Raw genomic sequence first — 25,257 nt, 5'->3', positions numbered from 1 at the left:
ATTCTCAATTTTTTGCGTTCCCAAGAATTTTACTTGAGAACGCAAGAATCAAAACTTTAGCGTGTAGAAAATTATTTCTCGTTTCCCTATAAAATAATTACCGGCATTATCGGGCGGCAATTATTTTTAGATAGAGCATTCTTGAGACCGGCGCAAAGCACCGCCTCAAAAAAAGAGAAATAACCAACACGAAGACCGCTCAAAGCTGATCGTTATATCTCTTAAGTCCCTGAAGTCCAAGAGTTAATGTACTCAGTTTGATCAGGCGTCAGGGAGTCAATATTAATTCCCATTGCCTGTAACTTCAGCCGTGCAATGTCTTTATCAACCTCAGTTGGGATAGAGTGAATACCGGCTTCCAATTTGCCTTGATTTTTCACCAAATACTCAGAGGCTAAAGCTTGGTTAGCAAAGCTCATATCCATCACTGCGCTGGGGTGTCCTTCAGCGGCAGCGAGGTTAATCAAACGTCCTTCGCCCAAAACAATCACAGATTTGTTGTTATTTAAGCGATATTCTTGGGTGAAAGACCGAACGGTTTTCACTTCAGAAGCGCGAGATGCCAGCGCCTTGAGGTCAATTTCAATGTCAAAGTGGCCAGAGTTGCAAACAATGGCGCCGTCTTTCATGGCATCGAAGTGTTCGCCACGAATGACGTGTTTGTTGCCGGTGACGGTGATAAAAATGTCTCCTTGTGCGGCTGCCTCGTCCATTGGCATGACGAGGAAACCATCCATCACGGCTTCAATCGCTTTGGTGGGGTCAATTTCGGTGACAATCACGTTAGCGCCCATACCGCGTGCACGCAGCGCTGTGCCTTTGCCGCACCAACCGTAACCGGCAACCACTATCGATTTACCGGCTAACAGAATATTCGTAGCGCGGATAATGCCATCAAGGGTTGATTGCCCGGTGCCGTAGCGGTTATCAAAGAAATGCTTAGTATCCGCATCATTGACGTTCATCGCCGGGAAAGTTAGCACTCCATCGCGGAACATCGCGCGAAGACGAACAATGCCGGTGGTGGTTTCTTCCGTCGTCCCGATCAAATCACCAATCTGGTTGGGGCGTTCCTGGATCAGCGTCGCAACCACATCGCTGCCATCATCAATGATGATATTGGGTTTGTGATCGAGGGCAATTTGAACGTGCCGGTGGTAAGTGTCATTGTCTTCGCCTTTGATCGCGTAGACAGAAATACCATAATCGGCAACGAGGCAAGCGGCAACGTCATCTTGGGTGGAAAGCGGGTTGCTGGCAATTAGCAAAGCGTCAGCGCCACCCTCTTTCAGGGCAATTGCCAAATGAGCGGTTTCCGTTGTTACGTGGCAGCAAGCTACCAGACGGATGCCGGCAAACGGCTTTTCTTTGGCAAAACGCTCGCGAATTTGCCGTAGCACCGGCATTTCCCGCCCAGCCCATTCAATCCGCTGCCGTCCAAGGGCTGCGAGGGACAGGTCTTTAACTTCGTGTTTGATCTGGGTTTGAGTTGCGGTCATAAACTTGGTTGCTTGACAGACTTTACCTTAGCAAATAACTTTCTTCCTGCACAGACTAAAAAGCCCGTTGCTACTCCCTTCCCACTTAAAGAATACTGATCGGGGAGAGGGGGATAGGGTAGAAAGAATAATGGGGAGCAATAATTCTGATTATGGGAAGAAAATAAATCTTTGGCAAATTCTTACATCACCGGCACGCTCAATCCCTTCAAACTGCGCCCCTTCTCTTCCTCATTTAACCCCTTACTCTGGATTAATACCCCAAAATTACCCAATCCCATCGGATTCATCAACTGGTGCAACGCCTCGCGCCGGCGCAGTAAATCTGAAATATCTTGTGTCTGCATATTGGAAAGCGCTGCAATGCGATCTCCCAAACCCAGCGCCATCAAAAACAATCCCTGCTGAGCAAATCCCACCGGCTGCAACCGGCACAATGCTCCCTGACGCTGCAAAGCCGTAAAATCGACATGAGCCGTAATATCCTGCCGGCCCACATTAATATAAGGATCGTTATGATGGGCGTGCTGATAGTAACATTGCAAGGTTCCCTCGCGTCGTTGCCGGCTGTAATATCGCTCAGCCAGATAGCCGTAATCAATCGTTAGCACATACCCGCGTTGCAGCCGATTTGCCACCGTTTGCATCCACTCTAAAGCTGCTAAATTTACCTCGCTGCGATAGCCATCTTCATAGCTACCTCCCAGCAAATCAATCCCCACAAATTCAAAATACTTGGCAATCTCCGGGGTAGAAAGTTCGCCCGTCTCCTCCTTAAATAAAGCGGGGGATATGGAGTTGTTCGTTATATAAATTTCTTTTAATTGTCCGTCTTTAATCAAAAACTGATGCACCGGCAACGCATCTACTAACTCATTAGAAAAAAAGCAACCTGTGATCGATTCTGCCGGCATCTCTTCCCATCGGCACCAGCGCAAATTAGCGCCAAATCTTAATAACTTTGATAAAATATGTTTTTGTTCTTCAATCAGCGCCGCAGCTTTTTCAACAATCACATATTCTAAAACTTCAAAAAAATCAAAATAGTGTTTGTGCAAATATTTGAGCACATCCGCCGCTAACAATCCTTGTCCAGCACCCATTTCTACTAATTGAAACGGGGCCGGTTTCCCCAGAATTTCCCACATTTCAAAAAATTGCTCTGCCAGTAATTCACCAAAATCAGCACCGAGATGCGGCGAGGTAAAAAAATCACCTTTCGTCCCAATATTGACTTGATTTGTCGCATAATAACCGTGCTGTCGGTGATACAGCACCAAATCCATATACTCAGCAAATGTAATACGCTTGTTGGGACTCTCGGCAATTTGCTGACCAATGATTTCGCAAAGCTGCCGGTTGCTCTCATCCATAAGAATACTTGGAATTTTTTTAACCGCCGATAAACGCATATGATAGCGCAGCGTGCCGTTAGGCATACGCAGATGAAGACAAGTTATCTTTAGCTTTTAACCTCAAATGATAGCGAAGTGTGCCGCAGGCATACGCAGATGAAGACAAGTTATCTGTGTTCATCTGCGTATGCCTAGCGCCACGCTGCGCTATCATCTGTGGTTGAAAATATCTTATCTGTCAACCGATCCCATGATCACGTCAATACTGCCCAAAATTGTGACAATATCTGCAACTTTCATGCCCCGCAATAGCTGAGGCAAAATTTGCAAATTGACGAAATCAGCAGCCCGAATTTTCCAGCGCCAGGGGAAGACATTATCATCTCCGATAATGTAAATTCCTAACTCACCTTTGCCGCTTTCAACACGGACATAATGTTCGCCTTTAGGAATCTTGAAAGTAGGAGCAATTTTCTTACCAATAAACTGGTAATCAAAGCTGTTCCACTCAGATTTTGGCCCTTCTGCCATGCGTTTGGCTTCCAAATTCTCAAATGGGCCACCAGGCAATGCTTTCAAAGCTTGGCGAATAATCTTCACCGACTCGCGCATTTCTCGAATTCGCACCACGTAACGCGCCATACAGTCGCCGGCAGTTTCCCAGTGGATTTCCCAGTCGAAGTCATCGTAGCACTCGTAATGGTCAACCTTTCGCAAGTCCCACTTAACGCCAGAAGCGCGTAACATTGGGCCAGAAAGTCCCCAGTTAATGGCTTCTTCACGGCTGATCGTGCCAATTCCCTCAACGCGCCGGCGGAAAATTGGGTTATCTGTAATTAAGCGCTCATATTCATCAACTTTGGGATCGAAATAGTCGCAAAAATCTTCGCACTTATCAACCCAACCGTAAGGCAGATCTGCCGCAACTCCCCCAATGCGGAAGTAGTTATTATTTACCATCCGGTAGCCGGTGGCAGCTTCCCACAAGTCATAAATCAGCTCACGTTCCCGGAAAATGTAGAAAAAGGGTGTCTGAGCACCAACGTCAGCCATAAATGGCCCAAGCCAGAGCAAGTGGTTGGCGATCCGGTTCAACTCCAGCATAATCACGCGGATGTAGCTGGCGCGTCTGGGAACGGCAATATCAGCCAATTTTTCCGGCGCATTAACGGTAACTGCCTCGTTGAACATTCCCTCGGCGTAGTCCCACCGGCTGACGTAGGGAACGTACATGATGTTGGTGCGGTTTTCGGCGATCTTTTCCATTCCTCGGTGCAAGTAGCCGATCACCGGCTCACAATCCACCACGTTCTCACCGTCGAGAGTCATAATTAACCGCAGCACCCCGTGCATGGAAGGGTGGTGGGGACCCATGTTGAGGATCATGGGTTCTGTTCTTGTTTCAATCCTTGACATCGCTCAGCATTCTCCCCTTTATACAGTTTCGAGCCGCCGCACCCAGTTTATGTTGGATTGTGGATGTTGGATAAAATCGCCCATCTCCAATCCTCGGTGAGCCGGCAGGTCTAGCACCTAATATTGATTTTTGTTGCACTTCTTCTAATTATATGGATTGAAGGGTAAGGGAATAGGCCAAGATTAAACAAAGCTATCGGCAAGATTGATCAGCTTCGATCTTCCCAACAAAAGAATATGTCTCATGGCCATAACTCAACCACAGTTTGATGCGCTCATCCAGCGCCTTGAAAAGTTTGCTCATCAGCAGCCGGCACTCTACAAGCTTTGTGTAGCGTTGCTTGCAATGCTTGGCTACGCCTACATCTTCACCATCCTGGCACTGCTACTGGCTATCCTAGGACTGCTTGTGGCGATGGTGATCTCAACCGGCAGACTCAATGGTTACATGATCAAATTCGCTATTCTGATTCTCGTTCCCACATTCATCGTCCTCAAATCCCTGTGGGTGCATTTTCCCCCACCTACGGGTTTAGAATTGCGCCAGCAAGATGTCCCTCGCTTGTTTGAGCTGGTTGACGAACTCACGTTAAAGTTGGAAGCGCCACGTTTTCATCACATCTTGCTCACCGAAGAGTTCAGTGCAGGGGTTACCCAAAGACCTCGTTTAGGAATATTTGGATGGCAGCAAAACTATTTACGCGTGGGACTGCCTTTAATGCAAGCGCTTTCTCCAGAACAGTTGCGTGCGGTTCTTGCTCATGAATTAGGACATTTATCTGGTAACCACAGTCGCTTTGCCGGCTGGATTTATCGCGTTAGGCAAATTTATGTTCAAATATTAGAAAGATTACAACAAAGCAATCACGGGGGATCTTCCGTTCTTTTTCAGAATTTTTTTAACTGGTATGCTCCATTTTTTTACGCTTACTCGTTTGTTTTAGCGCGAATGGATGAATATGAAGCAGATCGATGTGCGGCGGCCCTCGCAGGAGCGCAAAATGTGGCTGAAGCCCTGATTAATACTACAATCAGCGCTAGATTTTTGCACAATTCTTTCTGGCCAAATATTGACAAACAAGTAATTCATCAAGTCGAGCCGCCGGCAACAATTTATACGGATTTGGTCAAAGCCTTGGCTGCAGGTATTCCGGCTGATGAGGCGACTATTTGGCTAGACCGAGCGCTTGCACAAAAGACCGATCTGGATGACACCCATCCTTGCCTAACAGACAGACTTTCTGCTTTAGGTTATCTCAAAGGCAAACCCAAGCAACTTCCCCTGCCGGCTGATATCAAAATTAGTGCAGCTCAAGAATTTTTAGAAAGTAAATTTAAACAGTTTCTCGCAGATTTTGACCATACCTGGAAACAGGAAATGGAAACGCCTTGGCGGCAACGCTATGCCTACGCTAAAGAAGCACAAAATCAGTTAAAAATCCTTGAGAAGAAAGCTAAAACTCAGCAGCTCACGCCGGAGGACGCTTGGGATCACGCCGCTTGGACGGCAGAATTTAAGGGAAATGAAGCAGCGATTCCACTTTTGAGAGAAATCCTCACGACTGCGCCGGCACATCCTTCAACACACTTTTTACTAGGTCAAATTTTATTAGAGAAAAATGAACTTTCTGGCATCGGTCACATCGAGAAAGCGATGGAAAAAGACCCGGAAAAAGTGCTGCCTGGGTGTGAGTTGATTTATGCTTTTTTCAAAGAGCAGGGACAGATCGAAAAAGCAAAAGCTTACCAAGCACGCGCTCAACAACATTATGAGTTACTGTTAATAGCTCAGCAAGAGCGGTCTTTTGTGCAGGAAAGTGACACGTTTCTGCCTCACGATCTGCCATCACCAGCTCTAGAACCTCTGCGGCAGCTAGTTTCTCGTTACACTCAAGTTAAAGAGGTCTATTTAGTCCGGAAAAGGGTGATCTATTTTCCCGAAAAGCCTTTTTATGTGTTAGGAATAAAATTACGTCGGACTTGGTATAAATTCCAAAGTTCGGACAGTGATCAACAATTTTTCAACCAGTTTGTGTCTGAAGTAAAGCTTCCCGGACAAGCTTATGTTATTCTTCTTAATTCTCAAGAGAAAAACTTCAAAAATTTAGAACAAATCTTGCGAGAAATACAGGGTGCGGCTATTTACAAACATGAAGGATGAAGAATTGAGAGATTTGGAAGAGAAGACAGACACGCAAACACCTGGATTTGTCCATGTGCCGGTGTTGAGTCGGGAATTGCTTGAGGGTGTGGTGATCGTTGCGGATGGTCATTATTTGGATGCAACGGTGGGTGCCGGCGGCCACAGCAGTTTGCTTTTGGCCCTGTCTCCTGGTGTCAGAGTAACGGCAATTGACCGGGATGAGCAAGCACTCGCTACTGCCAAGGCCCATCTTGCACAATATAGCGAACGTGTCAATTTTTGGCGGGGAAACTATGCCGAATTTAAGCCAAATAACACTCTATTTGACGGAATTATTGCAGATTTGGGCGTAAGTTCTGGCCAGCTTGATACACCGGCACGAGGATTTAGCTTTCGCCACAAGGCTGAGCTAGATATGCGGATGGATTGCCGGCAATCCCTGACAGCCGCAGAAATTATCAATCACTGGGATGAAACTGAACTAGCCAATATTTTTTACACCTATGGAGAAGAACGCCTGTCGCGCCGGCTAGCGCGTCAAATTGTAGGCCGGCGTCCCTTCCACACCACCACAGAACTCGCAGATGCGATCTCCGGCAGCGTTCCCCCTAAATACCGTCATGGTCGCATCCACCCAGCTACCCGCGTCTTTCAAGCCTTGCGAATCGTGGTTAACCAAGAGCTAACCTCTTTAGAAACATTTATTAACCTCGCCCCCAATTGGCTAAAACCAGGAGGCCGATTGGGAGTTATCAGTTTTCACAGTCTGGAAGACCGGATCGTAAAACATCGCCTGCGAGACTCCCCCCTGCTAAAGGTCTTGACGAAAAAGCCCATTTTGCCGCAAGCTGATGAACTGGGAATCAATCCTCGATCACGCTCGGCAAAACTCAGGTTAGCCGAAAAATCAAGTGCGTGATATAAAAATAGGGGGTAACACCCCTCACCCAATGGGAATTGCACAGAGCTAGAAGCGATGACGAGAGCTAAAACTGGGAATGCCGGTTTTAACTGGGCAACTTCTACCTGTTAGAGACACCCAATTTTAGGGTACTTTCTTTAAGGGAATATCTCGCTAGCTATTTGCCAGACGTGTCGCAAACATATTGGCATAAAGCCGGATGTACTGATGCTATTGGCTGTATCTTTAGTTGAAGATCCATTGTCCAAACATCCCGGATATCTTCCTGTGACCCGAACTTATAGTGTTTGGATAATGGATCTTCGAGCGCGAGTTGATGGATTAGCCGGGAAGTGGGGTCTTGCATGAGTCAAGGAAATCGAAGCAAACTCAAACTCTTGGTAGTTGATGACGAGGCAGACAACCTAGACTTGCTGTACCGGACGTTTCGGCGAGATTTTCAGGTCTACAGAGCCGACAGTGCCTTGAGTGCCCTGGAAACGCTGGATCAGCAGGGGGAAATGGCTGTCATCATCTCTGACCAGCGAATGCCAGAAATGAATGGCACAGAGTTTTTGGGAAAAACGGTAGATCGTTATCCCGATACGATTCGCATCTTACTGACAGGCTACACCGATGTGGAAGATTTGGTGGAGGCAATTAACTCAGGCCAAGTCTTTAAATACATTACTAAACCGTGGCAGCCTGAAGAACTAAAGGCGGTGGTTCAACAAGCTTCGGAAACTTATAAAGTTATCAAGCAACGAACCAACGAACTGCAAAGAGCTTTGCGGCGGGAATTACTCTTTAACGACGTGATGAGTGCGATCCGCGAGTCACTGGACTATCGCAGTATGCTCCAAACCATTGTGGAGACGATGGGCCGGACTTTTCATGCTAGCGCCGGCATCCTGCGTCCGGTGGAAAGTGATCGCTTGATGCCAGAAACCTTTTCTTATCAAGCGCTTAACTCGGAAACGCCCCTCTATCACGAAGATCCCCTGCTTCACACAGTCCTAGAAAGCCGGCAGCGCCAAGTTAGCCTGGGTGAAGAAGACAGCAACAGTGCAAATCGGCTGGTGTTGCCACTGCTCTACCAAAAGGATTTTCTGGCGGTTTTATCGCTTTACCAAGACAACCACGCTGCTGCTTGGTCATCTGAAGATGTCCAGCTAATTGAAGGGATGGCAGAACAAGCCGCCCTCGCGCTTTCGCAAGCCAAGCTTTACCAGCGCAGCCAAGAACAAGCCCAGCAAATGCGAGCTGAGCTAGAAGTGGCGCGTCAAATTCAAACGAACCTGCTGCGCCAAAGTTGGCCAGAGATGGAGAGTGCGAAGGTCCAAGCTTGCTGCTATCCGGCGCGAGAAGTGGGAGGCGATTTCTTTGAAGTTTATATTCACGCTCAAGGAGATATTTGGGTAGCGGTGGGGGATGTTTCGGGTAAAGGGGTTCCAGCCGCACTGTTTATGGCAAGTGCCATTTCAGTCATGCGACGGGAATTGTCTCAGGAAAATACGCCTGAACCCGAACAGGTGATGCAAAACCTTAACAGCATCCTCTCAGAGGATCTGGTGAGTAATAACTGCTTTATCACTATGGTTCTGGCTCGTTACACACCGGCAACCAAGCAACTGGTTTATGCAAATGCGGGACACATTTATCCCCTCGTTTGGTCTAAGCAAGCGGTGGCTGACAAAGCAGAGATCGAGCCAAATTTCCTAAAAGTTCGAGGCGTTCCTTTGGGGATCTTGCCGGTGTGGAAAGCCAAAGCGGGCACCTTAGCGTTAAATCCAGGGGATATCTTTCTACTAACGAGCGATGGCATTACAGAAGCCACTATCTCTGAAGAAGGCTCCGCCGGCAGCGGGTCAAATGCAGGGTCCATGCTCCAACAGTCGGGGCTATGGGAGCTTCTACTGGCTGAGCCGGCTCCTTTAGACCTGAATAATTTATTAGCTCGCATCCGCGATCAAGCGGTGGAGCAAGAAGATGACCAAACTATTCTTTCTCTGGAGGTTCTGTGAGCTATGAGAACTGAGCTTCATGTGCCAAGTGATTTGAGGTTTTTGACGATCGTCGAAAACTGGCTGCTGGGTTCTTTAGAGGTTGAAGTCGGCGAATATGTAGATTGGCCCCGTCAGTCCAATCGCTTGCGCCTGGTTCTAGCGGAAGCTTATTCCAACGTAGTTCGGCACGCCCATAGAGATCAGCCTAACCTGCCGGTGCTAATTCGCTTAGAACTTAAGGAGCGTGACATTGCCCTGGAAGTTTGGGATCACGGCAGAGGATACGATCTGTCTACCTATATGGCCCCATCACCTGAAGCGATGTCTGATGGCGGCTATGGCTGGCTGATTATGAATCGTCTGATGGATAGGGTTGAATATTGCTTGCAAATAGACGGTCGTAACTGTCTCAAGTTGGAAGCCAGTTTGCCAGAAGTGAAAAAAGCTTAGTCATCTAGGGGTCTGGATCAGGCTTCAGCAACCGCGATGAGTGAAATGTCTTTCACGATAGCGCTCAAGCGGAGAATAGAAACTCCACCGGCGCTATCTATCTGGGCATAAGCTTTGAGCCGGTTTAACCCTTTCCTAAACCATTGAGAAATCATATTAATCTTCTGCTTAGGTTAATCGCAGAATAGCCGGCACATCGCAATTTATGGGAGTGTCAAATAAACTAAATTGATGTGAAATAAAATTAGAAATTCTAATTAGTTATGCTAATCTAAAGCCGGCAAACCCTTAAGATTCGCAGCCGTTGATCCACTTAACTCGCGTTTAGGAAGCCTTCATGCCTAAACGCCGAGTGATGCTTCAGCTATTAAGACTGAGATTGGCGCATATCTAGCAATTCCTGGGGAGACGCCAGCAGTTTAATCGTGGCAGAAATCATTTCCTGCTCTTGATTGAGTATAAAAATCCAACTGACATTCACACCAAACCACGGAGTCTGGACCTTACCGCTCACTTGAATCTGAGTTTGGTTATTTTCTAAGGGTTCGGTGATGCCTTGGCGCGGATTTAGCTGCATCCCTTTCGCGTGCGCCTCTAAGTAAGCCGCAATTGCTTCAGGGCCGACCAGCGGCTCCTCAAAAGGGGGGTTCATCTGTCCATCTGCGGCAAACAGCGCCGCTGTAGCCTCAAACTCGCCGGCATTAAACGTTTCAAAATAGCGCTGCACCACCGGCTCTGTAATGCCTTCTATTGTGATGTCAGTTGCAGATGCCGATTCAGTGTTTGAGTTGATAGCGTCTTCGGTTTCCATCAGATTCACCCTGGAGAAAGCATAGGCGGCAAATCGATTTTAAACGAATATTGGGACGCAATCATTCATACCTTGATCAGAGGGTGAAACTGCAAACTCGCCGAGCAATGGCAATTATGTAACGCTTTTCAACAATTTATCTATAAAATTTACCAATAGGTCGGACAAAAATTATAATACTTTGATCGTTTGCGCTCCTGATCGCTAGATCGATTTGTCTTCGCAGGATAAATGCGCTATTCGGCTGGTGAGAAAGAAGCATAAACTTGCCCCTGCCCTAATTTTTAAGCCTGTGAACTCACCAGTTAGTAGCACCCAGGTTAAACAGAAAGCTACAGAGTTGGGATTCCACAAGGTTGGAATCGCTACAGCAGATGCGGCTGCCGGCATTTCAGATGCGGCGCACCTACAGGCGTGGTTCGCGAAAGGCTACCACGCTGATATGGATTGGATGGCTAACCCGAACCGTCAAGAGATTCGCCGGTTAATGCCACAGGTGCAGTCTGTCATCTGCGTAGCACTCAACTACTACACTCCTCAGCAGCGTCCAGAAGAACAAAAATATGCCAAAATCTCCCGTTATGGATGGGGACGGGATTATCACAAGGTACTGCATAAAAAACTGAAGGCGTTGGCAAACTGGTTGCAAGCGCAAGGCGACGGCATCCAAGCACGTTACTATGCGGACACCGGCCCGATTCAGGATAAAATGTGGGCGCAGCAAGCTGGGATTGGTTGGGTCGCGAAGAACAGTAATGTGATCTCGCGAGAGTACGGTTCTTGGGTGTTTTTAGGAGAAGTCTTGACTGATCTGGTTCTAACGCCGGATCAACCGCATACCGAACACTGCGGTACTTGCACTCGCTGTCTGGATGCCTGTCCCACCGGCGCGATCGTCCAGCCATTTGTGGTGGATGCTAATCGCTGCATTGCCTATCATACGATTGAGAATCGCGGGGAAGATTTGCCAGATGCCATCACCTCCCAGATGCACGGTTGGGTTGCCGGCTGCGATATTTGCCAGGATGTGTGTCCCTGGAACCAACGATTTGCTAAAGAAACCGATGTGGCAGAGTTTCAACCTTATCCTGAGAATGTTGCTCCCACTCTCGCAGAATTAGCCCAGATATCCGATGAACAGTGGGATCAGCGCTTTCGTGCATCAGCGCTGCGGCGGATTAAACCAGAGATGCTGCGGCGCAATGCCAGGGTTAATCTGGAAGCCGGTCAAGCAGTTATTGAAGAGAAATGTGAAACGTGGAAATAAATGTACAAAAAACTTACATTCCAAGCGTCAAAATAGCTTCTGAATTGCGCTTAATCGTCATTTTCAAATACAGCCGATATTTCGTTGCAAATAAGTTTAGCTAAATTATGACCGTAAAAGTAATAGTTTTTGATTTTGATGGCACAATTGCCGATACTCTTGAGGCACTCATTGTTGTTATTAATCGCTTGGCTGTTGAATTTAAATACAAGCAAGCGAGTCGGGCGGATATTGAACAGCTCAAAAACTTAAGCTCTAGAGAAGTTATTAAGGATTCCGGAGTTTCTATTTTTAAAGTTCCGTTTTTATTAAGAAAAGTAAAGTTAGAATTAGCTCATGAGATCCCTCGAATCCATCCAGTGCCAGGAATAAAGGAAGTTCTGACACAACTAAGAAGTCAAGGCAATAAGCTAGGAATTATTACTTCTAACTCTAAGCCAAATGTTATGAGCATTCTTCAAAATAATGAGGCACAAGATTTATTTGAATTTGTTTATGCAGAAACGACTTTATTTGGTAAACATAGAGTCATTAAGAAATTTCTAATCAAAGAAGGTTTCACTCCTGAAGAAGTTGTTTATGTTGGCGATGAAACGCGCGATATAGAAGCGGCTAAAAAAAGTCAGATCAAAATAATTGCCGTGACTTGGGGGTTTAATTCCAAACAAGTGTTAGCCGCGCAAAATCCAGATTTTTTAATTGATCGACCCGAAGAACTGATTGAGGTGATAGAAAGCTTAAAGCAGCGAGATTTTGACTCACCCAAAGTTTGAATTTTCCCAGAAAATACCTTTTAAATATCGGCATAATTCTAAATAAAAATTTGGTTTATCCAACAATTAAAGCCCAACCATGAATCGGTTGAGCGAGGGCAGTATTTAGGTGTAAAAAATTCGGAAAGCTTACTGAGCCGACTGGCCCTTTTCCAAAGCTTTTTCTACCAGTTCATCACTGACGGTACTGCTAGCTTGTGATGAAGGGTTGATATCTTTAGCCATCTGGCGGTAATCTCCAGGAGCGCCAGTTTGCTGAGTTGCGTTTGTGGTTTCTTGAGGTTGGGAAACCCTAAAGTTAGGAGCCGTCGCAGCTTCAGCCGCCTCGGCACTGACACCACCACTAAATTGTTTTGAAGCTTCGTAGTCGTCCTCTACATTAACTTCTGGTAATTTTTGTTCACCGGCTTGAATGCTCTCATTTTGCTGCTGAACATCGAAGTTTTCAGATTGATTTTCTGGCATAAAATATCCTATTCAAAGTGTACTAATCTTTAATATAGATACTAACAGGGTGATCCCCGTTCATTTGTCCCTCTTGGGGTAGATCCATCCCGCTGAAATTTTGAGTGAGCCGGCTGAAGCAATCGGCTTGTTGCCAACGCACTCAAGTTGCAATACTAAGCTCAGTTTTTGCCTCGTACCACGCTGCCGGCGCAAAACCCCGACTTTGGCTCAATTCAACGGTTCCAAGTTCGAGCCGAGTTTAGCCATTTGAGCGGAACTTCTCTTTCAGGCTGTTTGCTCATTTTGTGATTATTTTGCAAAATACAAATGGATAAATGCTATATACAATAATGTTCTTTAATTTAAAATACGTGCATTAAAAAAGTATAACTTAATGGATTTTGGAAGCACAAGTGATCATAACGCGGTAAGACTTTACGGAGAAAACCCCATACACTGCTGCCGGCAGATAGAGTGGGAAGCGATGTAATTTATACAGATTAGCCAGAAAAGAGATTGAAGAAGTGGACAGGGCTAGTTTTTCGAGCGGATTTTTGTCACGATTGAAATGAGATGATCTAAGCTAGCCGAGAACCCTTAGCATTTTTTCAAAGCTGTACTGTGCCAAAGCGTATTCCTTTCATCTGTTTCTTAATCACTCTTGCTGTCGGGAGTGCTGCTGTGCCTGCTTTTGGACAGGCATTATTGCCCCATCCCCTGCAACTTGACTCAACCCAAATGGAGAAAACGGGCTTGAGCATAGCAGAGGAAGCCGCGCAGCTAGCGCGATTCAGGCAATATGAATTGGCTTTGCCCAGAGCTGAGCTAGCCACTCAGTTGGCACCGAAAAGTTTTCAAACTTGGGCGCTGCTGGGTAGTTTATATATCCAAACCGAGGAACTAGAAAAAGGAGTTGCAGCCCTGCAACAAGCTCAAAACCTAGATCCTGAGAATGCTTCAATCTTGTTTGCCCTAGGATCGGCGCGGTTTCAGCAGGAAAACTACGCCGCAGCCATTCAAGAGTTACAAGCCGGCTTGAAATTAAAACCCAATGTTCCGGGTGCTTTATTCGATTTGGGAAATGCTTACTACAAGCTCAATCAATTTCCCGAAGCTGTCGCAGAGTATGAAAAAGCCTACGCCCAAGAGAAAAACTTTTGGCCGGCGATTAACAACATTGGATTAGTCAACTACGAGAAAGGCGATATTGAAGGAGCGATTCAAAGGTGGAAAACCGCTGTTTCCATTGACGACAAAGCAGCCGAACCAATGCTGGCCCTTGCTGTCGCCCTTTACACCAAAGGCGACCAAGAACAGGGCTTAGCGATGGGAGAAGCGGCGCTAAAATTAGACAACCGATATGGGGATATAGAGTTTCTCAAAGAAAATCTTTGGGGAGAGCGCTTGCTCCAAGACACCCAAAAATTCTTAGAAACGCCTCGTATCCAAGCCTCCCTAGCGCAAAATCAAGAAGCTCCTACACCTCCTGTCATGTCGCCCTAAAGCATTTAGATTTTAGATTTTGGATTGGGTAAGAATCTAAAATCTAAAATCTAAAACCCACTTTAATCCTTGGGCAGCAGAGCCATAATTCGATCAACAAACTCTTGGTGATCGACCACAGGTTTGGAGATATACCCATCTGCTCCACTCTGCTCTAGAAATTGTTCGCGATCGCCGGCCATCGCATGAGCCGTCACCAGGATAATGGGCAGACTAGCCGTTTGAGGGTCTGACTTTAACATTTGAGTGATTTTGATGCCATCAACCGCTCTGCCCTTGTAAACACTGCGAGCGAGGGAGACATCCATCAAAATAATGTCCGCTTCCCCAGCTTGGGCAATTTGCATCACCTCTTCCACATTTTCGGTATGCTTTACGGCTAAGCCGCCCCGTTTGGTCAGGATCTTAGAAAATACTCGCGCATTGACCTGATCGTCCTCCACAATCAAAACGGTTTTCATTTTGAACTTCCCACTGGATACCATCTAAACTTGTTTAGGACTGGAGAAAAGCTGGGCGTTACCGCCAGCTACAGAACAGTCATGTCCCCGTTTATAAGCGACCGACACCGTTAGCACAACGTGGTCGCAAGGCATAGCATTCGCCCGAAAAACTTGGGGTTGAGCCACAAAGTTATAAGTTTGAATGCCATGCGCTAAGGGGCACACAATAAAGGACATCCGTACCTCCTCGCCTATCCCTACCAGTATGTCTTGTCTGTGTGCTACCTAGCCAGAAGGCTGAAGTCAGAGCCGGCCCGTAAAATCACCCGAAGTGGTTTACACCTAGAAATTTTGGCAAGCTACTCTTATAGTCTAGGTTTAAAGACCCATCGAAGGTTAGTCAATCAAAAAAGTATTTCTCAAGCTATTTTCCTAAACCGGCATTAATTGATTAATTCTCACAGAAACAATTTTTGTGAAGACTGGGGTGCTATGCGATGCTGCCGTCAGCCGGTGTGAATAAAGTGGTTGAAGGTGGTTTCGTTTGAGGGATAACTGATTTTCAATTTTAAAAGCGAACTCAGCTATAGCCTTAGCCCCCCACCAAAGAATCTATAACAAACCATCAAGCACCGGCACAGAAGTCTGATCGAGACCAAGTCTTCCGTTACGCTAGATGACATGGCTTAAATTGCACGACACTGTTAAAAGTTGGGAATTAAGGAACTGAACTCATGGCCAAACAGTTGAACTTGCTCTCGACAGGACAGGTGATCTCCACTGCCCTGCACACGGAGATGCAACAGTCCTATCTTGAATATGCCATGAGTGTGATCGTCGGGCGGGCACTGCCGGACGTTCGCGATGGCTTAAAACCCGTCCACCGGCGAATTTTGTACGCTATGCACGAGTTGGGGCTGACACCAGACCGACCCTACCGCAAATGCGCCCGTGTGGTCGGGGATGTGCTGGGGAAATATCATCCCCACGGAGATCAGGCGGTTTACGACGCATTGGTGCGGATGGTGCAGGAGTTTTCGACGCGCTATCCGCTGCTAGCCGGTCATGGCAACTTTGGTTCGGTGGACAATGACCCACCGGCAGCCATGCGTTACACCGAAACTCGCTTAGCGCCGGTAAGCCACGAGGCGATGCTGGCTGAAATTGACGCGGCGACGGTTGACTTTATTGGCAACTTCGATAACTCACAGCAAGAGCCGGTGGTACTGCCGGCGCAACTGCCGATCTTATTGCTCAACGGTTGCTCTGGGATTGCGGTGGGGATGGCCACCAATATTCCTCCCCACAACTTGGGAGAGATTGTTGATGGTTTAATTGCCTTAATCGACCGGCCCGATCTGCCCGATGAGAAGTTGTTTGAGCTGATTCCAGGGCCAGATTTCCCCACCGGCGGCGAAATCGTCGAGACAGAGGGAATTCGAGCAGCTTACACCACCGGCAAGGGCAGCATCTCTGTCCGGGGCATTGCTCAAATTGAAGAGGTTCAAGGAGGGCGAGGCCGGCACAAGCGCATGGCAATTGTAGTGACAGAACTGCCATTCCAAGTCAATAAAGCGGCTTGGATTGAAAAGATGGCAGAGTTAGTCAATCAAGGGCGAATTGAGGGCATTTCTGATATCCGCGACGAGAGCGATCGTGAGGGGATGCGTGTCGTTGTTGAACTCAAACGAGAGGTAGAGCCTCAAAACATCCTGCATCACCTGTACCACCAAACAGCGCTCCAGTCTACCTTTGGGGCGATTTTGCTAGCGATTGTGGAGGGTCAGCCCCGCCAGTTGACGCTGCGGGAGTTATTGCTGCAGTTTTTGAATTTCCGAGAGCTGACACTGACGCGCCGATATAATCATGAACTGAATAAGACTGAGGAACGGCTGCATATTGTTGAGGGTTTGCTCAATGCGTTGGGAAATCTCGATGCAGTGATTGACATTCTCAGAAATGCGCCGGATGGCACGACTGCCAAGATCGCTTTTCAGGAGCAGCTGAATTTGAGTGATCGGCAGGCAGATGCGATTTTGGCGATGCCTATGCGCCGGCTGACGGGTTTAGAACGGCAGAATTTGCAGACGGAGTTTACGGAGCTAACGCAGCGCCGGCAGGAATTGCAACTGTTGCTGGGTGATCGTCAGGAACTGCTCAAAGCCCTGAAAAAAGACTTGAGATCCCAGAAAAAGAAGTATGGCGACCCGCGCCGTACCCGGATTTACGGAAATAAATCGGCACAACGGCAGAAGGGTAAAGGTGCAGAAGAAAAAGCCGGCAAGGGAACTCAGGAGAAAGCAGAAAAAGGGAGAAATAAGTCAGACTCTCCCCCGCTTCCAGTCTCCCCCCCTGCCTCTCTTCCTTTCCCAGAGGAAGAAACGGTTCTGGAATTCACGCACCGGGGATATGTGCGCCGGCTGCCGGTGGCGGCGTTACAGCAGCCTACTCGCGGTCGGAAAAAGAGCAAGGGCGCGGAGTCTGTGCCGAGTAATCAGGACTTTTCAGTTCAGACTGAGTTGGCTAAGACGGGGCAGGATGTTTTAGCCTTGACTCGCACCGGCAAGGCGTTTGCGCTTAAGGTTGGGGACATTCCACCGGCAACGGGTCGGGACGCGAAGGGCAAGCCGTTTGTGACTTTGCTACCTCAGTCTGTCCACAACGATCGGGAAGCGATCACCGCTCAATTTATTATCTCAGACTATCTTGACAGTATGACGCTAATTATGCTAACGCAGCAGGGACGCATTAAGCGGATTCCCTTATTAGAGTTGGCCAATATGACAGGTCGAGGTCTGACGGTGATGAAGTTGAAGGATGACGATTTGCTCGTGTATGCACATCTGGCGGCTGCTGATGAGGAGGTAGTTTTGGCAACTTCTGGAGGCCGGCTGTTGCGCTTTGAGGTGAATGAGGAGCAGTTGCCGGTGATGGGACGCACGGCACAGGGTTATCAGGCATTGCGCTTGCGGAAGCAGGAGGAGTTAGTTGGCTGTGCAACAATGGGAACGAATAAAGATTTGTTGCTGGTGTCTGAGTTAGGGTTTGCGAAGCGGTTGCCGATACACTTATTGAGACCGGCAAATCGGGGAGAAATTGGGACTCAGGCGTTGCAGTTTACCACCAAGAGTGATTCCTTAGCGGGGATCGTGCCGGCAGCGAAGGATGCTTCGGTGATGTTACACACTTCTGCGGATCGGTTGGTGAAGTTGCCGATTGGTGAGGTGGCAATCTGGGGTAAAGATGGTGCCGGTGATCGGGTGCCTTTACTCAATTCTGGGGAGAAGGTAATTTCCCTGACACTGTGTTCCCAGGAATTGGGGTAGAGATGATTTGCGTGCCGGTTAACATTTAAAGTTATTACGAACAAAGCCCGCATCAGCGGGTTTTTTGTTTGCCCTTCGTGTAAGTAAAGGCTGCCCAGCTGAAGGGGAAATCTTCACGGCAAAGCAATTACAGCCGTTATATGGCTTTGTCGATTTTAAGGGCTGCTTTGGCGTTGATGCCATTTGACCCAGTAAACTTAGAACTTGGGCTTCTGTCCAGGTTTGGGGTGCCGGCACAAACTAGACATCCACTTGCAGGACTTCCGGTGATACTTTCGGCTTGTCTTTACTGAACCTAGCAGCGCTAACAACTCTTGAAAATATTGCTTGGAAAACTGATCGTGAGGCAGTCGCGTCATCTTATTTTCACCAACTTTCTCTGCCGATTCTTAGTCATCTTTGCTTTAAATTCTTAAAATTATATTAATTTTATCTCTACCTCATTTACCGCCGGTGAAGGTAACACCTTGAATGAAATAACGATTAAAAAAGGCATAAATTACCAAAGCCGGCAGCGTAAAAATCATTGAGGCAGCCATGAGATAATTCCAATAAGTTACATATTGCCCTTTAAAGGCATTTAAACCAAGGGGAAGCGTAAATAGCTCTTGATCGGATAGAATAACCAGGGGCATTAAAAAATTATTCCAAGAACCCATAAAGACAAAGATTGTTTGTGCGGCTAAAGCCGGCTTTGCTAAAGGCAACACGATTTTAAAAAATGTCTCTAGCCGCCCTAATCCATCTAGCGTAGCAGCTTCTTCTAATTCTCTGGGGAAACTCACAAAGAATTGTCGCATCATAAATATAAATGTTGCATTAACAGCGCTAGGGACAATTAAACCTTGATAAGAATTCAACCATCCCAAAGTTTTTAAAATTAAATAACTGGGAATTAAAGTAACTTGGCCGGGAACCATTAAAACTGCTAAAATCAAGAAAAACCATAAATTTTGGCCGGGAAACTGAAGTCGTGCAAGAGCGTAACCAGCCATTGAGTTAAATAATAGATTGAAAGCGGTGACGCAAATAGCGACAATTAAACTATTTAAAAACCACCGCAGAAAGATCGGTTGTTCAATAAAAATCTGTTTGTAGTTATCAAGTGTGGGTTGTTTGGGGATAAAACTTAAACCGCCGGTTAAAATCTCTTCCAGGGGTTTGAAAGAAGCAGAAAGCGCCCATATAAAGGGCAGTATCGTTATAATTGCATAAAAAATTAAGCTTGCGTATAAGATTGCTTTTGACCAATAAAAACGATTCACTGCTTTTCACCCCCTACTTCAATTGTTCTTCTCTATACAAACTGCGTTGAATAACGGTTGCCATCATAATAACTGAGGCTAACATTAAAGCGAGGGCAGCAGCATAACCCATTTCTAAATTTTTAAAAGCATACTGATAAATTAAAAGCACAAGCGTTAGAGTAGCGTTATTAGGGCCACCTGAGCCGGCAGAAAAGATATAAGATTGATCAAAGAGTTGAAATGTGCCAATAATTCCGATCACAATAATAAAAAAAGTCACCGGTTTTAAAAACGGCAAGGTAATATATAAAAATTTTTCCCAGGTTGTCGCGCCATCAAGCGTTGCTGCTTCATATAAACTTTCAGGGATATCTTGCATCGCCGCTAAATAGATCACCATGTAAAATGGCGCAGTTGACCAAATATTCATCAGCATAATGGCTTTCAGCGCTACATCTGGATCGCCTATCCAATTGTAAGCCGGCAACCCGATAAATCCTAACAGCGTGTTAATTGAGCCGTTAGAATTTAACATCCACATAAAAATTAAGGTTAAAACTGCTGAAGATGTAACGGTTGGGAGAAAGAAAATAATCCTAAACCAGTTTTTTCCTTTAATTTGAGCATTTAAAATTGTCGCTAAAGCAAGCGCTAATATTGTTTGAACCGGCACCACTATCGCCACATACTCAGCCGTGTTTTTTAGCGCAATCCAAACTCGCTCATCATTAACAAGACACAGAAAATTTTGTCCGTTAATCCATTTAAAATTTAGTTCACCTAAAATTTTTACTTTATGAAAAGCTAAAAATACAGCAAAAATAATTGGAAGGACTAAAAATACTCCTAAAATTAGGATTGTAGGAGTCATAAATAAATAAGCAGAGAAACTTTCTCTTATAGTTTTATTTTTGCTTAACGTTTTTAAATTAAACATAAGTCTATTTCTCTGCTAATTTAGGGAGTCATACAATCTTTGTTGGCTGTTTCTTGAGATTTTTGCATGGCTTCCGACAAAGATTGTTGCCCAATCATCGCACTGATAAATTGATTATTAAAACTGGTAACAATTTTGCTAAGCCTCTCACCTCCTTGCCAAACGGTTGCATAACCGGCACCTGTAGTAAACGGAATATATTGGGGATTTTGTTTAAACGTTTGCATAACAGATTGGCGGCTAGGTAAGGCGAATCCTGTACTTGTTGATATTTTCATCGCTTCTGTGCCGGTTAAAAAAGCAATTAACTCCCAAGCAGCCGGTTTATTCTTCGCATCTTTATTCATTGCATAAGCAACCGTAAAAGCCATTGTGCCTTTTTTACCACAAACTGCCGGCACCTCCACTACTGCATAATTTAGCCTTGGAAACGTATCCTTTAAATTAGGAATTGCCCACAATCCTTCAATAACCATCGCCGCTTTTCCAGCGCCAAGCATTTCAGCGCCCCAACTTGCTCCAACATCTGAAGGTTGTGCGGAAGACTGATCTTTTCGATACTGATCAATCACAAATTGCAGACCTTTTAACCCGACTGGTGTTGCAAAAGCCGCTTTACCCGCTTGATCCGTTAACTCTCCTCCACAAGCTTTAATCATAAAATATTGTCGCGCCAATTCTGGAGAAACTCCAAAACCGTAGCGATCAATTTTGCCATCTTTATTTTTATCAGCCGTCAGTTTTTGGGAATATCTAATCAACTCCTCCCAATTTCTAGGGGGTTGGGAAATACCGGCTTCTTTAAAAGCTTGTTTGTTATAAAAAAGAGCTAAAGTAGAAAAATCCTTCGGAATGCCATATATTTCACCGTCATTTCTAAAAGCATCTAGTAACCGTTTCTCAAAATCAGCAATATTAAAATCTGTGGTTACATAAGCGTTTAGAGATTCTAATGCCCCCTCCTTCATCAATCTAGGGGCTTCAAATGCCTCTAAATAAAATACATCTGGCGCAGTTCCCCCGGCTAAGCGGGTGTAAATAACAGACATATACTCACTGTTAATCACTTCATATTTAACTTTAATATGAGGATATTTTTCTTCAAATTTCTGAATAAGCTGTTTGAGAAGCCGCTGTTCGCTGAGATTGCTTTGCCAACCGGCAAGTGTAACAACTTGTTGAGCAGGGATCGTGTCTTTCGTCCTACAGCCTGCTAAAGTTATAAGCGCGAGTATCGAGATCACGAAGCCGGCTAACCTTTTTGCCCTCATTATTAAATTTCCTAATTTTGTGACTTCTCATATATTTTAGAAATATCGGGTGAAGAGATCGAATCTCCCTCAACTTTCCAGATGTATTAGATATTGACCGCCGTGGCAAAAGTTGTTATCAAAAGTGTTTACAAAAGTTTTCCCGGTCGCAAAGGCGAAAACAAGTCCATCTTGCGGGACATCAATTTAGAAGTGCCAGATGGCCAATTTATGGTACTGGTTGGGCCGTCGGGTTGCGGGAAAAGTACCCTACTGCGCTTAATCGCCGGTTTAGAAGAAATCACCGGCGGCGAGATTCAAATCGGTGATCGCCTCGTCAATGAATTGCCCCCGAAAGAGCGAGACATTGCGATGGTGTTCCAGAATTACGCCCTTTATCCCCACATGACAGTTTATGACAATATTGCCTTTGGGCTGCGGCGCACCAAATTTGGCAATGGGGAAAATGACTCGTTATCAATCGGTAAATCTGCTGAAAAAATGTTCGCCGGCATGACGCGATCCTTGCCGAAAAATCTGCGCTACCTCTCAGCGCAAGAGAAAGCGGTTGACACACAGGTGGAAAGGGTTGCCCAGCTATTGCAAATTGAATCACTCCTTGATCGGCTGCCGAAGCAGCTATCTGGGGGGCAAAAGCAGCGAGTTGCCCTTGGACGGGCAATCGCCCGTAACCCCCAAGTCTTCTTGATGGATGAACCCCTATCGAACCTAGACGCGAAACTTCGTGCTGAAACCCGCGCTCAAATCGTCAAACTACAACGCCAGCTAGGAACAACCACGATTTACGTCACTCACGACCAAACTGAAGCGATGACAATGGGTGATCGCATTGCGGTTATGTATGCCGGCCAAATTCAGCAGGTGGCAAAACCACTGGAACTCTACAACCGGCCTGTAAATCGCTTTGTTGCCGGCTTCATTGGCTCACCCCCGATGAACTTTTTGCCGGTGCAGTTTCAAGCACCCCTGTTGCTCTACCAGAACCAATTCCGCCTCACGCTGCCAGACACTTGGGCACCGGCTTTGGAAAAATATAAGGGCCAATCACTGATTTTAGGCATCCGCCCAGAACACTTAAACATTAGTCTGCCAGCGCTGAGAAATATCCAAGTTCAAGTTGATCTTGTGGAATCCCTCGGCGCGGAAACGCAACTTCATGTTAGTCCCATTGAGAATGCCGGCAATCCCTCAATGCTACAGGTGCGAATTGAGCCAGATCGTCTTGTAAATGCCGGTGAGCAACTTTGGCTGGCGATTGCACCGGACAAAATTCATTTATTTGACCCAGAAACAGGCATTGCGATCTTGCCTTAGCTGCGTTCAATCAGTTTTTTTTGTCTAGCAGTGAAGTTTTCTCACAGTCATTAGAATCGGCTGCTTCTTGCACCTACAAAGATTATTTGTTACATTTATTTACACAACTTAAAAAAATGTAGCTAAAGCTCATTCATCTTCATGGAAAAAGAAAATCGCAACGCTTGGCGCTTTGGCTTCACCCCCGGTGCCGAGAACTGGAACGGTCGTCTGGCAATGATTGGCTTTGCCGGCGCAATGATTCTGGAATTGGTAACGGGAAAAGGTTTGCTTCACTTCTGGGGCTTAATCTAATTCTTCAAAACCTCGTAATATCAAATTGCATTCATCTCTTGTAAGGCCGAAAAATCCTATGCGCTAAGAGTGCCGATGTAGCCCACACTCAGTTTATCAATCTCTACAATCTCCAAAAAAAAGTAACTGGGAATTCCAAAGGGAACGCCCAGTTTTTTTTTAATTTACTAATGACTAATCACTAATTATTCAGCGATTAACCATTAGCGATACTAGCGAATATATTCTTTGAGAATGCTATTGCGATTGGGGTGGCGCAACTTCCGCAATGCTTTTGCCTCGATCTGCCGAATTCGTTCGCGTGTGACGTTAAATATTTGACCGATTTCTTCCAACGTCTTCATGCGCCCATCATCCAAGCCATAGCGCAAACGCAAAACATCACGTTCGCGAGGGCTGAGGGTGTCGAGGACACTTTCAAGGTCTTCCCGGAGTAGATTTTTAGCAACTTGATCTTCCGGGGTTTCTCCGTCAGATTCAATAAAATCTCCCAAGCGAGAGTCTTCTTCTTTCCCGATAGGAGTTTCCAGAGAAATTGGCAACTGCGCGGACTTGGCAATAAACCGCAATTTCTCAATGGTCATCTCCATGCGAGTGGCGATTTCCTCTTCCGTGGGCTTGCGACCCATTTCTTGGGAAAGTAATTTGGTGGTTTTCTTAATTCGAGAAATTGTTTCGTAAAGATGAACGGGAAGACGAATGGTGCGCGACTGATCGGCGATTGCACGGGTAATTGCCTGACGAATCCACCAAGTCGCATAGGTCGAGAATTTATAACCTTTTTCGTGGTCAAACTTCTCAGCCGCCCGGATTAAACCCAGACTGCCTTCTTGAATCAAGTCTTGGAATGACAGACCTCGATTCATATACTTTTTCGCAATCGAAACCACCAACCGGAGGTTAGACTGCACCATTTTTTCCTTTGCGCGCCGGCCTAAATGCAGGCGACGACGAAAGTCTTGCAATGGCATCTTCACAGCCTCAGCCCACTCCGCATCCTTGGGAATCCGAGCTAAGTCATCAGAGAGTTTCTCTCGCACACGCTCTAATTCAAGCAAATCGGCAATCTTACGTGCCAGCTCAATTTCTTCGTCTGCACGCAGCAGTCGAATTCTGCCGATTTCTTGCAGGTAGAGGCGAATCGAGTCTTCTGTATAATGCTTTTTCTTAGCCTGGGCTTTCCGCCGGCCAGAGCGAGCCTTCCCAGACTTCGCGTCCTCATCATCAGACTGAGCATCTAGAAAGGCTTCTTGATCGCCGGAGTCGGCACCAATCAACTCATCTTCTGCTTCTTCAATTAAAAGATCTTCTAACTCGATCTCAGGCTGGGTAAAAGTTTCCAGCTCAGGCTGATCAAGGGTTGCAAGTACGTTTTTAGCCTGGGTCATGCTGCGTTCCTCATGCTCCTTCATGAAACAATCAATAACTAGATAGCTTGTGCTCAATAGAGCTTTATACAAAATAGCCGGTTACAGCTTTTTACAAGCGCTCAATGGCTTGAACAACTGCGGGCTAGTTAACTGGAAGATAAATCCCTTCGCCGCCACCATATATGCCGGCATATAGCGAGTGTGGGATAAGTAAAGGTTGAATCTTGCTCAGACCTCTCCGATTGTAGCCTTTTTCACAAAAATAGCACGCTACTTTGTTGGCTTAATTGTAGTTTCGGAGAGTCCTGCCAAGCTAGCTTGGTTTACATCAACCATGTCATCTCAGTTGAACTCTTGAAAAGTGTGCAAGATGCTAGGTATTTGGAAAAGCGCGATCCTGAAATGAGAATCTCGCTGCACCGTTGCGTTCTAATTCCACTAGCAAGTCAGTGGTAAAAAAGCCATTCGGTTTTGCCATCTGAGT

22 protein-coding genes are annotated in these 25,257 nt (G+C 46.2%); 10 read left to right on the top strand and 12 right to left on the bottom strand.

Annotation, left to right across the window (positions count from 1 at the left end; genetic code table 11):
• Window positions 1–221: 221 nt before the first annotated feature.
• The 3 genes from ahcY to H6F56_RS19130 form a co-directional block, all read right to left on the bottom strand.
• The gene (gene ahcY / locus H6F56_RS19140) at window positions 222–1,499 is read right to left on the bottom strand and encodes an adenosylhomocysteinase (RefSeq protein ID WP_190671331.1); all 1,278 of its coding nucleotides are present in this window, start codon (window positions 1,497–1,499) and stop codon (window positions 222–224) included.
• A gap of 182 nt (window positions 1,500–1,681) precedes the next feature.
• On the bottom strand, window positions 1,682–2,872 hold the full coding sequence (locus H6F56_RS19135) for a class I SAM-dependent methyltransferase (protein WP_190671428.1): 1,191 nt from the start codon (window positions 2,870–2,872) through the stop codon (window positions 1,682–1,684).
• A gap of 213 nt (window positions 2,873–3,085) precedes the next feature.
• Window positions 3,086–4,270: an NAD(P)H-quinone oxidoreductase subunit H gene (locus H6F56_RS19130; protein WP_190671329.1), complete on the bottom strand. Its 1,185-nt coding sequence runs from the start codon at window positions 4,268–4,270 to the stop codon at window positions 3,086–3,088.
• A 244-nt stretch (window positions 4,271–4,514) separates the two neighbouring features.
• Between H6F56_RS19130 and H6F56_RS19125 the strand changes: the two genes are divergently transcribed.
• The 4 genes from H6F56_RS19125 (at window position 4,515) to H6F56_RS19110 (ending at window position 9,770) form a co-directional block, all read left to right on the top strand.
• A complete protein-coding gene (locus H6F56_RS19125; RefSeq protein WP_190671327.1) occupies window positions 4,515–6,431 on the top strand; it encodes a M48 family metallopeptidase in 1,917 nt (638 codons plus the stop codon).
• A complete protein-coding gene (gene rsmH, locus H6F56_RS19120) occupies window positions 6,421–7,332 on the top strand; it encodes a 16S rRNA (cytosine(1402)-N(4))-methyltransferase RsmH (protein WP_190671325.1) in 912 nt (303 codons plus the stop codon). Before H6F56_RS19125 ends, rsmH begins: the two co-directional genes overlap by 11 nt.
• Window positions 7,333–7,679: 347 nt before the next feature.
• A complete protein-coding gene (locus H6F56_RS19115) occupies window positions 7,680–9,338 on the top strand; it encodes a SpoIIE family protein phosphatase (RefSeq protein ID WP_190671323.1) in 1,659 nt (552 codons plus the stop codon).
• 3 nt (window positions 9,339–9,341) lie between these two features.
• The gene (locus tag H6F56_RS19110; protein WP_190671321.1) at window positions 9,342–9,770 is read left to right on the top strand and encodes an ATP-binding protein; all 429 of its coding nucleotides are present in this window, start codon (window positions 9,342–9,344) and stop codon (window positions 9,768–9,770) included.
• A 17-nt stretch (window positions 9,771–9,787) separates the two neighbouring features.
• On the opposite strand, the gene H6F56_RS19105 is transcribed toward H6F56_RS19110, so the two are convergent.
• Together H6F56_RS19105 and H6F56_RS19100 are read right to left on the bottom strand one after the other, a co-directional pair.
• Window positions 9,788–9,925, bottom strand: coding sequence for a hypothetical protein (locus H6F56_RS19105; RefSeq protein ID WP_190671319.1), 138 nt, complete (start codon window positions 9,923–9,925; stop codon window positions 9,788–9,790).
• Between the two features lie 212 nt (window positions 9,926–10,137).
• Entirely contained in the window at window positions 10,138–10,581 is a 444-nt protein-coding gene (locus H6F56_RS19100; protein WP_190671317.1) for a ketosteroid isomerase family protein, read from the bottom strand.
• A gap of 292 nt (window positions 10,582–10,873) precedes the next feature.
• Between H6F56_RS19100 and queG the strand changes: the two genes are divergently transcribed.
• Both queG and H6F56_RS19090 read left to right on the top strand, forming a co-directional pair.
• A complete protein-coding gene (gene queG, locus H6F56_RS19095; RefSeq protein ID WP_190671316.1) occupies window positions 10,874–11,848 on the top strand; it encodes a tRNA epoxyqueuosine(34) reductase QueG in 975 nt (324 codons plus the stop codon).
• A 107-nt stretch (window positions 11,849–11,955) separates the two neighbouring features.
• Window positions 11,956–12,621 (top strand): HAD-IA family hydrolase, encoded by a 666-nt coding sequence (locus tag H6F56_RS19090; RefSeq protein ID WP_190671314.1) that lies wholly within the window; start codon window positions 11,956–11,958, stop codon window positions 12,619–12,621.
• A gap of 129 nt (window positions 12,622–12,750) precedes the next feature.
• Here the strand turns inward: H6F56_RS19090 and H6F56_RS19085 are convergent, their stop codons facing one another.
• A complete protein-coding gene (locus H6F56_RS19085) occupies window positions 12,751–13,086 on the bottom strand; it encodes a hypothetical protein (protein ID WP_190671312.1) in 336 nt (111 codons plus the stop codon).
• A 603-nt stretch (window positions 13,087–13,689) separates the two neighbouring features.
• Here H6F56_RS19085 and H6F56_RS19080 point away from each other — a divergent pair.
• Complete coding sequence (locus H6F56_RS19080; RefSeq protein WP_416361002.1) at window positions 13,690–14,571, top strand: tetratricopeptide repeat protein; 882 nt, start codon at window positions 13,690–13,692, stop codon at window positions 14,569–14,571.
• A 62-nt stretch (window positions 14,572–14,633) separates the two neighbouring features.
• Here H6F56_RS19080 and H6F56_RS19075 read toward each other — a convergent pair whose 3' ends face one another.
• Window positions 14,634–15,032, bottom strand: coding sequence for a response regulator (locus H6F56_RS19075; RefSeq protein ID WP_190671310.1), 399 nt, complete (start codon window positions 15,030–15,032; stop codon window positions 14,634–14,636).
• Between the two features lie 24 nt (window positions 15,033–15,056).
• Window positions 15,057–15,251 (bottom strand): hypothetical protein, encoded by a 195-nt coding sequence (locus H6F56_RS19070; protein WP_190671308.1) that lies wholly within the window; start codon window positions 15,249–15,251, stop codon window positions 15,057–15,059.
• Between the two features lie 497 nt (window positions 15,252–15,748).
• Here H6F56_RS19070 and H6F56_RS19065 point away from each other — a divergent pair, with 497 nt between their 5' ends.
• Window positions 15,749–18,340: a DNA gyrase/topoisomerase IV subunit A gene (locus tag H6F56_RS19065; RefSeq protein WP_190671306.1), complete on the top strand. Its 2,592-nt coding sequence runs from the start codon at window positions 15,749–15,751 to the stop codon at window positions 18,338–18,340.
• A gap of 440 nt (window positions 18,341–18,780) precedes the next feature.
• Here the strand turns inward: H6F56_RS19065 and H6F56_RS19060 are convergent, their stop codons facing one another.
• From H6F56_RS19060 to H6F56_RS19050, 3 genes are read right to left on the bottom strand one after another with little or no spacing between them, the layout of a single operon-like run.
• Window positions 18,781–19,605, bottom strand: a complete 825-nt coding sequence (locus H6F56_RS19060) for a carbohydrate ABC transporter permease (protein ID WP_190671304.1) — start codon at window positions 19,603–19,605, stop codon at window positions 18,781–18,783.
• Between the two features lie 13 nt (window positions 19,606–19,618).
• Window positions 19,619–20,524 carry a carbohydrate ABC transporter permease gene (locus H6F56_RS19055; RefSeq protein ID WP_190671302.1) on the bottom strand — a complete coding sequence of 302 codons (906 nt, stop codon included), beginning with the start codon at window positions 20,522–20,524 and terminating at the stop codon, window positions 19,619–19,621.
• A 20-nt stretch (window positions 20,525–20,544) separates the two neighbouring features.
• Entirely contained in the window at window positions 20,545–21,795 is a 1,251-nt protein-coding gene (locus H6F56_RS19050) for an ABC transporter substrate-binding protein (RefSeq protein WP_190671300.1), read from the bottom strand.
• A gap of 102 nt (window positions 21,796–21,897) precedes the next feature.
• Between H6F56_RS19050 and H6F56_RS19045 the strand changes: the two genes are divergently transcribed.
• On the top strand, window positions 21,898–23,109 hold the full coding sequence (locus H6F56_RS19045) for an ABC transporter ATP-binding protein (protein ID WP_190671297.1): 1,212 nt from the start codon (window positions 21,898–21,900) through the stop codon (window positions 23,107–23,109).
• A gap of 141 nt (window positions 23,110–23,250) precedes the next feature.
• Window positions 23,251–23,403, top strand: a complete 153-nt coding sequence (locus H6F56_RS19040; RefSeq protein WP_190671296.1) for a chlorophyll a/b-binding protein — start codon at window positions 23,251–23,253, stop codon at window positions 23,401–23,403.
• A 212-nt stretch (window positions 23,404–23,615) separates the two neighbouring features.
• On the opposite strand, the gene rpoD is transcribed toward H6F56_RS19040, so the two are convergent.
• Window positions 23,616–24,791, bottom strand: a complete 1,176-nt coding sequence (gene rpoD / locus H6F56_RS19035; protein ID WP_190671294.1) for an RNA polymerase sigma factor RpoD — start codon at window positions 24,789–24,791, stop codon at window positions 23,616–23,618.
• Window positions 24,792–25,257 lie beyond the last annotated feature (466 nt).

The organism is Microcoleus sp. FACHB-672 (assembly GCF_014695725.1).
Lineage (GTDB): Bacteria > Cyanobacteriota > Cyanobacteriia > Cyanobacteriales > Oscillatoriaceae > FACHB-68.
Note: the sequence above shows the minus strand (reverse complement) of the source record. Positions and strands in the feature narration are given on the sequence as shown.

Coding starts and splice junctions, on each gene's coding strand:
- ahcY (WP_190671331.1), bottom strand. CDS start 1,499: ATGACCGCAACTCAAACCCAGATCAAACACGAAGTTAAAGACCTGTCC.
- H6F56_RS19135 (WP_190671428.1), bottom strand. CDS start 2,872: ATGGATGAGAGCAACCGGCAGCTTTGCGAAATCATTGGTCAGCAAATT.
- H6F56_RS19130 (WP_190671329.1), bottom strand. CDS start 4,270: ATGTCAAGGATTGAAACAAGAACAGAACCCATGATCCTCAACATGGGT.
- H6F56_RS19125 (WP_190671327.1), top strand. CDS start 4,515: ATGGCCATAACTCAACCACAGTTTGATGCGCTCATCCAGCGCCTTGAA.
- rsmH (WP_190671325.1), top strand. CDS start 6,421: ATGAAGGATGAAGAATTGAGAGATTTGGAAGAGAAGACAGACACGCAA.
- H6F56_RS19115 (WP_190671323.1), top strand. CDS start 7,680: ATGAGTCAAGGAAATCGAAGCAAACTCAAACTCTTGGTAGTTGATGAC.
- H6F56_RS19110 (WP_190671321.1), top strand. CDS start 9,342: ATGAGAACTGAGCTTCATGTGCCAAGTGATTTGAGGTTTTTGACGATC.
- H6F56_RS19105 (WP_190671319.1), bottom strand. CDS start 9,925: ATGATTTCTCAATGGTTTAGGAAAGGGTTAAACCGGCTCAAAGCTTAT.
- H6F56_RS19100 (WP_190671317.1), bottom strand. CDS start 10,581: ATGGAAACCGAAGACGCTATCAACTCAAACACTGAATCGGCATCTGCA.
- H6F56_RS19090 (WP_190671314.1), top strand. CDS start 11,956: ATGACCGTAAAAGTAATAGTTTTTGATTTTGATGGCACAATTGCCGAT.
- H6F56_RS19085 (WP_190671312.1), bottom strand. CDS start 13,086: ATGCCAGAAAATCAATCTGAAAACTTCGATGTTCAGCAGCAAAATGAG.
- H6F56_RS19075 (WP_190671310.1), bottom strand. CDS start 15,032: ATGAAAACCGTTTTGATTGTGGAGGACGATCAGGTCAATGCGCGAGTA.
- H6F56_RS19070 (WP_190671308.1), bottom strand. CDS start 15,251: ATGTCCTTTATTGTGTGCCCCTTAGCGCATGGCATTCAAACTTATAAC.
- H6F56_RS19065 (WP_190671306.1), top strand. CDS start 15,749: ATGGCCAAACAGTTGAACTTGCTCTCGACAGGACAGGTGATCTCCACT.
- H6F56_RS19055 (WP_190671302.1), bottom strand. CDS start 20,524: ATGTTTAATTTAAAAACGTTAAGCAAAAATAAAACTATAAGAGAAAGT.
- H6F56_RS19050 (WP_190671300.1), bottom strand. CDS start 21,795: ATGAGGGCAAAAAGGTTAGCCGGCTTCGTGATCTCGATACTCGCGCTT.
- H6F56_RS19040 (WP_190671296.1), top strand. CDS start 23,251: ATGGAAAAAGAAAATCGCAACGCTTGGCGCTTTGGCTTCACCCCCGGT.
- rpoD (WP_190671294.1), bottom strand. CDS start 24,791: ATGACCCAGGCTAAAAACGTACTTGCAACCCTTGATCAGCCTGAGCTG.